A 12,075-nucleotide genomic window follows, 5' to 3' on the forward strand; every position below is an offset into this window, starting at 1 on the left:
TGCGGTCGTTTTGGCAAACGTTTTTGATAGGGCAATTCTACGCAAGTTTACGGCGTTTTGCCACCTGCAAAAGGTCGGCAAAGGGCGCCGATTTCCTTTATACTAATGCGCCAACAGCAGGAGGAAAAATGTTTGCATTGGATATTGATTTAAATATGTTATTGGGCATTTGCGCGGCGCTTGGCGTGCTTTGCCTGATTTTGTTATTTGTGGGCGCGCGACGCAAACGCGACAGCGTGGAATTGCAGCAGGATCTCAATAAAAACATCGAAGATTTTAATCAGTTATTGGCGAAATTTGATGCGGTTACCGCACGCAAAAATCAATTGGAACAAGAAGTGGTGAAAGCGCAAACCATGGCGGACGGCCTACAAATTCGCCTCACCGAGCGCGATGAAAAAGTGCTGTATTTGCAAACGGAACTGAACGAAGAACAAGCCCGTCACAGTGCCATTGCGGAACAGATTACCGCCTTAAAAGAACGTTTCGGCGTGGCGTCGGCGCAGGCGGAAGGGTTGCGCAGTCAGTTGGAACAGAGCCAAAGTCTGATTTCACGCCGTGAAGAAGCGTTGGCAAATTTAACGGAAAAATACACCGCACTTTCGCAGGAGCTGGCAGAGCTCAAGACCACCTTAACGGAAAAAGAAAAACATTTTGCCGAACAGCAGCAAAATTTCGAGCAAACCAAACAGCAACTTAATACGGAATTTCAAAATCTCGCCAATCGCATTCTGGAAGAAAAAAGTCAGCGTTTTCAACAAACCAACCAAGCCTCCATGGACAGCCTGTTGAAGCCGTTCCGCGAGCAAATTGAAAGTTTTCAGAAACGGGTGAATGAAATTCATTCGGAGCCCGTTAAAGGCAACGCCGGGTTGGAAGCGGAAATTAAGAAAGTGCTGGAAATCGGCTTGAGTATGTCGCAACAGGCGAATAATCTTACATCCGCGTTAAAAGGCGAAAAGAAAACCCTCGGCAACTGGGGCGAAATGCAGCTGGAGCGCGCGTTGCAATCTGCCGGTTTGCTGGAAGACCAACATTACACCGCGCAGGCGCATTTTAAAAACGAGGAAGGCAAGCGTAATTATCCCGATTTTATTCTCAACCTGCCGGACGACAAACATTTAATCATCGACAGCAAAATGTCCCTTAACGCCTATGAAAGTGCGGTCAGTTCTGAGGATGAAATGGAACGTCAGGCGTTTCTGCATGAACACATTAAGGCGTTGCGCAATCACATCGATGATTTATCGCGCAAAGATTACAGCAACCTTATCGGCGTACGCAGCCCGAATTTCGTGCTGATGTTCGTTGCCGTGGAACCCGCTTATATTGAAGCGCTAAAAATGGATCCTAGCCTGTTCGGCTACGGCTACGATAAAAATGTCATCATGGTGTCCCACACCACGCTCATGCCGATTTTGCGTACCGTAGCGAACCTGTGGCGGGTAGAACGCGGCAATGCGGAAGCGCGCGAAATCAGCGAAAAAGCCGGCGACATTTATAACCAAATCTGCCTGCTTGCCGAACGTTTGGCAAAAGTGGGCAACAGTCTGTCTGCCGTCAGTTCCCACTACAACAGCACCGTCACCGCGCTGGTCGGGCAGCAAGGCTTAATGGGCAAAGTGGAACGTTTCAAAGCCCTCTCCGCCAAAGCCTCCAAAACCCTGCCGAATATCGAACCGCTGCATCATGATTTTGAAACGGAGCGGTTGTTGGTGACAAAAGAAAATTTAGAAGAATAAAAGTGCGGTGGATTTTTAATGTGTTTTTACAATTTCCCCATGATGTTAAAAAAACGTTGAATTTTAGGCGTAAAACAGTTAATTTTTCCGCCTTTTATACTTTTATTTTTTATTGGGGGAAACCGTGCAACAAGCGAACCAAGGACAACAAATTAAACCGCGTTATGAGCCGGCGGCAATCAGTAAAATTATTTTCGCCAGCCGTTGGCTGCAACTGCCGATTTATCTCGGGTTGATTATCGTGCAAGGCATTTATGCCTATAAATTTATGAAATCCCTGTGGCATTTAATTGTCAATTTACAGGAAATGGATTCCAACACCGTGATGTTGGCGGTATTGAATCTGATTGATGTTGTCATGATCGCCAATTTGCTGGTGATGGTGATTATCGGCGGGTATGAGATTTTCGTCTCCAAGCTGCGCACGCGTGGGCATCCGGATCAGCCGGAATGGTTGAGCCATGTGAATGCGTCGGTGTTGAAAGTGAAATTGGCGATGTCGATTATCAGCATTTCGTCTATCCATATGTTGCAAACCTTCGTGAATGCGTCAAATATGGATGAAAAAACCATGATGTGGCAGCTGTTTTTACATTTAGGCTTTTTAGCCTCCGCCATTGCCATGGCATATACGGACAAAATCCTTTACGGCACCAGCCATAAAGCACATTAGTAAAAACATTTATGACAGAATTTATTGAAATCTCCCCCCAGCAGGCGTGGGAGATGTTACAACAGGATGAAAACGCCGTGCTGGCGGATGTGCGCGATCAGGTGCGCTTCAATTATTCCCACGCACAGGGCGCGGTGAATTTAACGGAACTTACCTGGACGGATTTTGAAGCCGAATATGATTACGATCAGCCGATTTTGGTCAGTTGTTATCATGGTGTGAGCAGCCGCAGTGTCGCCATGTTTCTATTACAACGCGGCTATGAAAAAGTGTATAGCGTGCGGGGCGGATTCACCGGTTGGGTGAAAGCCAATTTACCGCTGGAAACCGCCTATTAGTCGGCGCTTTTTTAGTTAAATCCGACGACGGCAACATAGCTTAAAACGCCGTAAAAAATGACCGCACTTATGGCTAAACCGCGACGCGCCAACGCGGCTTTGCGCTCATGCAGTTTATAAAAAATCCGTGCGATGATGCCCAAAGCGAAAGGATAACCCCACAGAAAAATCGACATGGCGTGGATTTGAGTGTCGCTTAGGTTCGGGTTCTTCAACAAATTCGGTGAAATTAACAGTGCCAATGGCCAAAGCAAAACCGGTAAGCAAAACATAGCAATCGCCCAGCTGAAAGGGCTGAAGCCCGAGGGCAAATTTGGATTTCTCATTTTTTCTCCGTACATCAAATTTTTGGAAAAGGAATATAGCAAATGCAGCATTTGTTTGGTAGTGAAATTCCCGCGTTAGTCAGTCATTTTCGTGAGCATATTCGCACGAAATATCAGGTGGAGTTGGTTATTGAAGAAAAGACCAACGAACAGGGCGAACCGATTTATCATGTTTTTCTGCCGCAAAATGCACCGCACTTTGAAGCGATTGTGCAGGAATGTGACGGCTTCTTACAAGAATGGCTGAAACGGCAAAATGCACAGGCATGGCAAAATGGCGCAAGCCCCGTTCGAGTGCGCGCGGTATCCGCCTCCGACGAGATGCCGCCGCTCAACAGGATTTCCCTTGTAACTTACCTTCAACCGCGAAAAATAACCGTTATTGTGACCGCACTTTGTGCCCTGATTTATCTTTTTATGTTATTCGGTTTTGCCGAACCCATCGTGCTGTTTTCCCATTTCCCCGATGAAGCTGACCAATACGGCGAAATTTGGCGCTATTTCAGTCATACTTTAGTGCATTTGTCCAATATGCACATTCTGTTTAACCTCACATGGTGGTGGATTTTCGGTGGCGCGATTGAACGTCGCTTGGGCAGTTTTAAATTACTGCAAATTTATTTCCTTGCCGGCGCGGTGGGCGGCATTGCGCAAAACATGGTGAGCGGACCGGCATTTTTCGGCTTATCCGGCGTGGTATATGCGGTGCTGGGCTATGTATTTGTGTTGGATAAGCTCAATAAACACACGGATTTTGACGTGCCGGAAGGCTTTTTCAATATGTTGGTTGTCGGGATCTTGCTTGGCTTTGCCGGCCCATTGGTGGATATTAATATTGGCAACACGGCGCATATTTCCGGTTTGTTGGTGGGCGTATTGTTGGCGTTTGCGGATCGAAATATTCGCGTTAAGTCGTGATTTCCTCACTAAAATGCGGTAAATTAGCTGCCCGAATGCTTATGGGAATGAGGAAATACGCATGAGACAATCTCTTCGTCATCAAAAAATTGTCGAACTGGTGAAGCAAAAAGGGTATTTGAGCACCGATGAATTGGTGGCTTTGTTTGATGTGAGCCCGCAAACCATTCGACGCGATTTAAATGAACTGGCCGAAGCCAACTTCATTCGCCGCCATCATGGAGGTGCCGCTTCGCCTTCCAGCGCCGAAAACAGCGATTATCACGATCGCAAGCACTTTTTTTCTCAAGAAAAAAATCGTATCGCCAAACAGGCGGTTGAGCTCATTCCGAACGGCGCCTCATTGTTTATCGACATCGGTACTACCTCTGAAGCCGTTTCTTTCGCTTTACTGGGGCACCAAAGACTGCGTATCGTCACCAATAATCTCAATGCCGCGCATATTCTCATGCAAAATGACTCCTTCGACATTACCATCGCCAGCGGCTCTTTACGCCAAGACGGCGGCATTATCGGCGAATCGACGGTGGAGTTTTTGTCCCAATTCCGTTTGGATTTCGGCGTGTTAGGCATCAGCGCCATTGATTTAGACGGCACATTGCTGGATTACGATTATCATGAAGTGCAGGTTAAGCGGGCAATTATTGATAATTCCCGCAATACCTTGTTAGTCACCGACCATTCTAAATTCAGCCGCCGCGCTATGGTAAAACTGGGTTCAATCACCGATGTGGAATATGTTTTTACCGACATGGACGTACCACCGAGCATTGATGAACTGCTGAAAAACAAAAATGTCAATTTAGTTGTTTGCTAGCGTTTTATTAGTTTTTACGTAAAAAGTGCGGTGGATTTTCACCGCACTTTTTTCTTCTTTATCTCCTGTCTTCGCATTTTTTGAATTTCTTTTTTTCTTGCTAAAAACTTATTTTTCTATATAAAATAAGTTACCTTTCGATATTGATAAAAATGCTTATTTATTGATCACTTGTAAAATTGATGCAGCTTATCTGATTGATTTTTCTGCAAACACGTTTTAGCAAAAATCTTATTATTGCTTTTATTGTATTCATTTATAAAAAGATCGATAATGAGAATGATTATCAAAACTAATAAAAATAAACTTTCCTAAGGAGAATAAATGAGCAAGTTTATTAAATTTGGTCACATTTTGCATTTTAAACGTGCTGAATGTTGCCAATGCAGAGGAACAATTAGATCAAATCGACGTTGTTGAAAAAACCATTGCGAACGAGAAAAAACCATTTACCGAGGCGAAAGCTAAAAGTACCCGCGAGAATGTCTTCAAGTCCACAGAAACCGTTGATAATGTGGTACGTAGTATTCCCGGGGCATTTACTCAACAGGATAAAAGTTCTGGCGTACTATCCTTAAACATTCGTGGCGAAACCGGGTTCGGACGGGCGAACACCATGGTTGATGGGGTGACACAAACTTTTTATTCAACCTCTATGGATGCAGGGCGTGCAGGTGGTAATTCGCAGTTTGGTGCGGCAATCGATCCGAATTTTATTGCCGGTATAGATTTAACCAAAGGCAACTTTAGCGGAACCGGCGGGGTAAATTCCTTGTACGGTGCGGCAAATTTCAGAACTTTAGGTGTGAATGATGTGATTCAGGGGGATAAAAACTATGGCTTCCTCACCAAAGGATTAACCGGCGATAACGAAACCAAATATAACTACATGGCAATGGGTGCTGCCCGTAAATGGTTGGATAATGGCGGATATATTGGCGTTCTGTATGGCTATAGCCAAAGAGAGGTTTCACAAAATTATAAGGTCGGCGGTGGTGGCGAACGTATCTCCGATGTAGGTAAAGGGTTTCTTGAACGAAAAAGAAATGAATTTTTCCGTAGCCATCAGTTGAAATTTAACAGTGAGAAAAACGAATGGGAACGTGACTTTTCGATAAAAAATTCAGCGGGTAAGAGTACGTGGGAATATCCCTGGAATAAAAAATATAACGATCCGCAAAAGCTAAAGGAATATATCGCCGAGTTAGGTAAAATCTGGAATGAAAACGAAGTGCCGCAATGGGATTTAACACCGATAGATCCTTCAAGTTTGGTTCAGCGTTCAAAAAGCCATTTAGTGAAAGTGGAATTTTCGGATGATCGACATACCTTAAATTTACAATACCGAACGCTTGATAATCATATCGGTAGTCGAAAAATTGAGAATCAGAATTATCAGTTAAATTACAATTTTAATAATAATGGCTATCTTGATCTCAATGTATTGCTGGCGCATAACGTAGGCAAACAAAAGTATCCGAGCGGTTCACGTTTTGGCGGCTGGCAGGTATTGAAATATTTGGAAACCAAAAATACAGCGGATATTGTTGATATTAGTAACAGTTATACCTTTTCGCTGCCAAAAGAAACCGATCTAAAAACGACCTTAGGCGTGAATTTATTTAAAAATCAATATACTAAAAATCGTTTCCCGGAAGAACTCAGTCCTTTTTACGACGGTCCTTCGCAAAAAAGCGGACTATATGACTTCTTAGGTCGTTTCAAAGGCGATAAAGGCATACTTCCGCAAAAATCGACCATTTTACAGCCTTCCGGCGAACAGCGTTTTAATACGGTTTATCTGGATACATCTTTGACTCGTGACATCTTTAAACTTGATTACAGTGTGAATTTTGTGAAGTATAAGTTTAACGGCGAATATACTGCCTATTACAACAGTCCGAGCGATTTTAAAAAGGCATTTGGAGAAGATTCGGAAATTTATAAAAAACACTGCAATCCAAGTTGTGATTTGTATGAACCGGTGTATAAAAAGGGCGGCAAGAAAAGTGCGGTCAATCATTCCGTCGTTTTGAGTGCTGAGCCAAGTGATTATTTTATGCCTTTTATCAGCTATGCCAGAACCCATAGAATGCCGAATATTCAGGAAATGTATTTTTCACAAATCGGCGATTCCGGTGTGAATACCAACTTAAAACCCGAACGTGCGGATACCTATCAAATCGGTTTTAATACGTTCAAAAATAATGTGTTCCTGGATGATGATGTATTGGGTTTAAAAGCCGTGTTTTATCGTAGCCGCATTAAAGATTACATTCATAATGTTTATGGTAAATGGTGGAATACTCAAGCCGGTTTACCGCCAAGTTGGGTAACGACAACCGGGCTGAGCTATACGATTCAGCACCGAAATTATCAAAAACGCGTTAATAAACGCGGCTTAGAATTAGAGCTTAATTATGATGCGGGTCGGTTCTTTACTAATTTATCTTACGCTTATCAGAAAACCAATCAGCCGACTAACTACAGCGATGCCAGTGAATCACCAAATAACGCATCGAAACAGGATCAAATTAAACAAGGCTATGGTTTAACTAAAATTTCTATGTTGCCGAGAGACTATGGTCGCTTGGAAATCGGTTCGCGCTGGTTTGATCGTAAATTAACCATCGGAAGTGCGGTCAGATATTACGGTAAAAGTAAACGTGCCACTACGGAAGAAAGATACATTGACGGCACGAAACCCGGCAATACCGCTGATCCGCATAATATCGGCAAACGTGTGATTAAAGAAACCGAGACTATTGATAAGCAACCGTTGGTGGTTGATTTCTATGTGGCGTATGAACCCGTCGAAAATTTAGTCATTCGCGCGGATATACAAAATGCCTTTGATAAAAGATATATTGACCCGTTGGATGCCGCAAATGACGCAGCAACCCAACGCTATTTCTCCACCTTTGAGAATTTCAATTCCTATGGAGATGATATAGTTCAGTGTGATTCTAACGGATTATGTAACGGAAGATATGGCGGAAAGACCAATTCTATTCTGAATAATTATGCCAGAGGGAGGACTTTCGTCTTATCGGTGAGTTATAAATTCTGATAATTTAACTGATAGAACACCTAGAGACATCGATCGAGTACTAACAGGACCTGTATATTTATTATTGTTTAATAAATATACAGGCATAGTAGACAAAAGAGTTGGTTTTACCAACTTTTTCTATTTATAAGATCCCTAATAAGTAATACATTGCGCATACTTGTCAAACTATGATGCACGGCTAATTTTTGTTTTAATATTTTAATCCCTTAAGTCGATTAGTTGTTTTTCAATGCCTAAACCGGCATATTGTTCAAACGTGAATAACTAATTCATATATCGCTTTTGAGCTCCTATACGCACTTCTGACATTGCGCTGTTTATAAGAAAATTCTCATTCGGCTTGTCCGAGCGTTCCGTCAAAAACGTTTGATGATTTCGATACCACGAATAGCGCAGGACATAAAAGTGATTTTTTTGTTGATAAATTCAAAAAAGTGGGTTAACGCCTCGTACTATAAGGTCTTAACCCACTTTTATCCGCTACTTTTCTGCTATACCCTTTTCAAGGGTTTTAAAAAACACCATAAAATACTACCGCACTTTAGGAGTATCGATCGGATTCTGTGATGAAGTAGCGCGAAAATCTTAACCGGTAGTCAATATCCAGCTTCCATCAGCCTGCAATTCTAAACGCTGTTGATGCAACGGCACCAACGCCGAACGATGCCCTACGCTGATAATCGTCGTATTCGGCAATGTGTGGCGAATGAGACGATACATGGCGTTTTCCAATCCTTCGTCAAGACTGGCGGTGGCTTCGTCTAAAAAGGCGACTTGTGGCTTGTGCAATAATAAACGGGCGAAAGCAAGGCGTTGTTGTTCACCAAGGGATAAAATGCGACTCCAGTCTTGTTCCTGTGCCAAACGATCCTGTAAATGAGCCAGCTGAACCTGTTGTAACACCTTGCTGACCTCTGTCAAATCCGCCTTTTCTATGGAGCTCGGATAATACAGCGCTGTGAGTAAATCCCCTTGTGGCAGATAAGGGCGCTGCGAGAGGAACAAGGTATTGTTTTGCGGGCAGAACACTTCTCCTTGAGCGTATAACCATAGCCCCGCTACGGTGCGTAATAAGGTGGTTTTACCTACGCCCGATTGCCCTTGGATGAGCAAAGAATGTCCTTGCGGTAGGGTGAGATTGAGATCTTTAATCAGCGTTTTGCCAAGGGGGGATTTGACGCTGAGATGTTGGAAAATCACATCGCTCGGGTGGTCGGAAATGTGAGTTTTGCTTTCTTTTTGTGCCGCTTCGACGCTGTATTTGAAACCGGTTAAACGGTCTAACGTGGCTTTATATTCGGCGAAATTGTCGTAAGTGTTACGGAAAAAGGAGAGATTTGAGTGTAACTGCCCGAAAACCTGTAAGGTTTGCATTAAGTCGCCCAGTTTAATTTGTTTTTCAAAATAGCGACCCACTTGAATGAGTAGCGGAAACACCACCGAAATTTGGCTTACCACCAAGTTGAACCCGGAGAATTTTAACGTCCGGAACACGATGCCCCACATGTTGCCGATAACCGAGCGAAATTGTTTATATAGATGGCTTTTTTCCACTTTTTCACCAGTATAGAACGCGATACTTTCGGCGTATTCTTTTACGCGAATTAAGGAATAACGATAGTTCGCGTTTAATTTTTCATTAGCGAAATTCAAGCGGATTAAGGGTTTTCCGAGCCAGAAGGCGATGAGCGTGGTGAAAATCACGTAAGCGAACACCAAGAACACCATCATGTGCGGAATTTTTACTCCCAGCACGCTCATTGGACCCGCCAATCCCCACAACAAAATGGTGTAGGAAATCATGGAGGTGACAGCATTAATCACGCCGGTGCTAAGGGAAAGGGTGGTTTTGACGTAAGCTTGCACGTCTTGTTGAATCCGTTGATCGGGGTTGTCCAGATTATGACCGGTATATTGGCTTTTATAGTAAGCGCGATTGCTCATCCATTTTTCTACCATTTCGCTATTCAGCCATTCAATCCAGTTAATGGAAAAGCGTTGGCTGACATAATAGCTAATAAGCGTCGAGAGGACGGAAAAGCCGGCAATAAAGCCAAAGAGGATCATTTGATTCCAAAACACCGGTTCGTTGAATTCCTGGAGCGAGGTGTACAGATTGTTGTACCAAGTAGAGTACACCAGGCTAAGACGCACGCTAAAGAGTGTCAAGGTGACGATTAAAGTGAAAAATAGCAGCGGTTTGATGCTGCGCTTCGGCGAAAGATAGCCGCCGGCGAACATCCAGAATTGTTTGCCCCAGCTGGTGAGATGCACTAATAAAAAAATACTGAAACTGAAAACAACGGCGGTAATTGCCAAGGTTTTTGCAATCCAAAGTAAAGAAGTGATAATTTCCTGAGTATGATCCATCATATAATCCGATAACAAAAAAGTGCGGTTCATTTTAAAAAGATTTTCTTATTAGGCAAGTAAAAATGTGATGGAGGTGGCATTTTTTAGCTTTACTTCAGCAAGTGAAAAATCAACTTGTTATAATCTTTTCAGCTAATTTTGTTTGAGGTAGATATGAGCGATATTGCAATTACGACGAGCCTATTAGCGTTAGTTGCCGTTATCGGGCTATGGATCGGACATTGGAAAATCAAAGGCGTCGGTTTCGGCGTGGGGGGCGTGCTGTTCGGTGGAATCATCGTGGCGCATTTTACCAATGAATACGGGCTGAAGCTGGATATGCACACGTTGCATTTCGTGCAGGAATTCGGCTTAATTCTGTTTGTTTATACCATCGGGATTCAGGTTGGTCCGGGATTTTTCTCATCGTTGCGCCGTTCAGGATTAAAACTGAACGGTTTTGCATTTTTAATCGTGCTGCTCGGCGGGCTCACTGTGGTAGTGATTCATAAGTTTGCGGGCGTGCCGTTGGATATTATCTTGGGGATTTATTCCGGAGCGGTAACCAATACGCCGTCTCTCGGTGCGGGACAACAGATTTTAAGCGAATTGGGCTTTGCTGATGCAAACACCACCATGGGGACAGCATACGCAATGGCTTATCCTTTCGGTATTTGCGGGATTTTGTTATGTATGTGGCTCATTCGCCTGGCGTTTAAAGTGAAAGTGGACGACGAAGAACGTAATTTCCAGCATGAAAGCGGGCAGGATAAAGAATCTTTGGGCTCCATTAACGTAAAAGTAACCAACAAAAACCTGGATGGTTTGCGCTTGGCGGATATTCCGGGTTTTGAAAGTCATGATGTGGTCTGTTCCCGTTTGAAACGTGGTGACGACATCAGCGTGCCGAAAGCCGATACGGAAATTTTTCCGGATGACGTGTTACACTTGGTAGGAGAAACGCCGGCATTGAAAAAAATGCGTTTGGTCATCGGCGAGGAATTGGATTTACCGATTTCCAACATCAGCGGCGAAATTCGTGCCGAACGGGTTGTCGTTACCAGCGAAAAAGTGCTGGGCAAGAAAATCAAATCGCTGGGTATTCACCAAAAATACGGTGTGGTGATTTCCCGTTTGAACCGTGCCGGGGTGGAACTGGTGCCGACCGCCAACACCAGCCTGCAATTCGGTGACGTGTTGCACATGGTCGGGCGCACCGATGTGTTAAATAACGCCATTTCCGTGATCGGTAACGCCGAACAAAAATTACAACAAGTGCAAATGTTACCGGTGTTTATCGGGATCGGCTTGGGTGTGTTGTTGGGCTCCATTCCGTTTTACATTCCCGGTTTTCCGGTGGCATTAAAACTCGGTTTGGCGGGCGGTCCGTTAGTGGTCGCATTGATTTTGGCACGGATCGGTAGTGTGGGAAAACTGTATTGGTTTATGCCGCCGAGCGCCAACCTTGCTTTGCGTGAAATCGGGATCGTTCTGTTCCTGGCGGTGGTCGGGTTAAAATCGGGCGGCAGCTTCCTGGATACCCTGCTTAACGGCAGCGGTTTGGAATGGATGGGCTACGGCGTGATTATTACTTTGGTTCCGCTGCTGATTACTGGCATTGTTGCCCGCTTATACAGCAAGCTCAATTACCTTTCCCTGTGCGGCGTGCTGGCGGGTTCCATGACCGATCCGCCAGCGCTGGCTTTCGCCAATGCTATTAAAGAAGAAAGCGGCGCGGCGGCATTGTCTTATGCCACAGTGTATCCGCTCGCCATGTTCCTGCGGATTATTTCACCGCAGTTATTGGCGTTGCTGTTGTGGAGTTTCGCCTAGTAA

9 protein-coding genes are annotated in these 12,075 nt (G+C 44.2%); 7 read left to right on the forward strand and 2 right to left on the reverse strand.

The features are described from left to right. Nucleotides 1-128 precede the first annotated feature (128 nt). The 3 genes from rmuC (at nucleotide 129) to glpE (ending at nucleotide 2,753) form a co-directional block, all read left to right on the forward strand. Nucleotides 129-1,742, forward strand: a complete 1,614-nt coding sequence (gene rmuC / locus LIN98_RS01925) for a DNA recombination protein RmuC (protein WP_014167502.1) — start codon at nucleotides 129-131, stop codon at nucleotides 1,740-1,742. 112 nt (nucleotides 1,743-1,854) lie between these two features. Next, a complete protein-coding gene (locus LIN98_RS01930) occupies nucleotides 1,855-2,415 on the forward strand; it encodes a TIGR00645 family protein (RefSeq protein WP_005588112.1) in 561 nt (186 codons plus the stop codon). 11 nt (nucleotides 2,416-2,426) lie between these two features. Next, on the forward strand, nucleotides 2,427-2,753 hold the full coding sequence (glpE, locus tag LIN98_RS01935) for a thiosulfate sulfurtransferase GlpE (protein ID WP_148322221.1): 327 nt from the start codon (nucleotides 2,427-2,429) through the stop codon (nucleotides 2,751-2,753). A gap of 11 nt (nucleotides 2,754-2,764) precedes the next feature. Here glpE and LIN98_RS01940 read toward each other — a convergent pair whose 3' ends face one another. Beyond that, the gene (locus tag LIN98_RS01940; RefSeq protein ID WP_012820825.1) at nucleotides 2,765-3,079 is read right to left on the reverse strand and encodes a DUF5389 domain-containing protein; all 315 of its coding nucleotides are present in this window, start codon (nucleotides 3,077-3,079) and stop codon (nucleotides 2,765-2,767) included. A gap of 42 nt (nucleotides 3,080-3,121) precedes the next feature. On the opposite strand from LIN98_RS01940, the gene LIN98_RS01945 reads away from it, so the two are divergent. The 3 genes from LIN98_RS01945 (at nucleotide 3,122) to LIN98_RS01955 (ending at nucleotide 7,884) form a co-directional block, all read left to right on the forward strand. Continuing rightward, complete coding sequence (locus LIN98_RS01945) at nucleotides 3,122-3,997, forward strand: rhomboid family intramembrane serine protease (protein ID WP_005569788.1); 876 nt, start codon at nucleotides 3,122-3,124, stop codon at nucleotides 3,995-3,997. 61 nt (nucleotides 3,998-4,058) lie between these two features. After that, on the forward strand, nucleotides 4,059-4,814 hold the full coding sequence (locus LIN98_RS01950; RefSeq protein ID WP_005543199.1) for a DeoR/GlpR family transcriptional regulator: 756 nt from the start codon (nucleotides 4,059-4,061) through the stop codon (nucleotides 4,812-4,814). Between the two features lie 343 nt (nucleotides 4,815-5,157). Then, on the forward strand, nucleotides 5,158-7,884 hold the full coding sequence (locus tag LIN98_RS01955; protein ID WP_148322225.1) for a TonB-dependent receptor domain-containing protein: 2,727 nt from the start codon (nucleotides 5,158-5,160) through the stop codon (nucleotides 7,882-7,884). Nucleotides 7,885-8,472: 588 nt separating this feature from the next. On the opposite strand, the gene LIN98_RS01960 is transcribed toward LIN98_RS01955, so the two are convergent. After that, nucleotides 8,473-10,257, reverse strand: a complete 1,785-nt coding sequence (locus LIN98_RS01960; RefSeq protein WP_128568082.1) for an ABC transporter ATP-binding protein/permease — start codon at nucleotides 10,255-10,257, stop codon at nucleotides 8,473-8,475. A 156-nt stretch (nucleotides 10,258-10,413) separates the two neighbouring features. On the opposite strand from LIN98_RS01960, the gene LIN98_RS01965 reads away from it, so the two are divergent. Next, nucleotides 10,414-12,072: a putative transporter gene (locus LIN98_RS01965; protein ID WP_005548641.1), complete on the forward strand. Its 1,659-nt coding sequence runs from the start codon at nucleotides 10,414-10,416 to the stop codon at nucleotides 12,070-12,072. Nucleotides 12,073-12,075: the final 3 nt, after the last annotated feature.

This window comes from Aggregatibacter actinomycetemcomitans (assembly GCF_023518055.1).
In the GTDB taxonomy this organism is placed as follows: domain Bacteria; phylum Pseudomonadota; class Gammaproteobacteria; order Enterobacterales; family Pasteurellaceae; genus Aggregatibacter; species Aggregatibacter actinomycetemcomitans.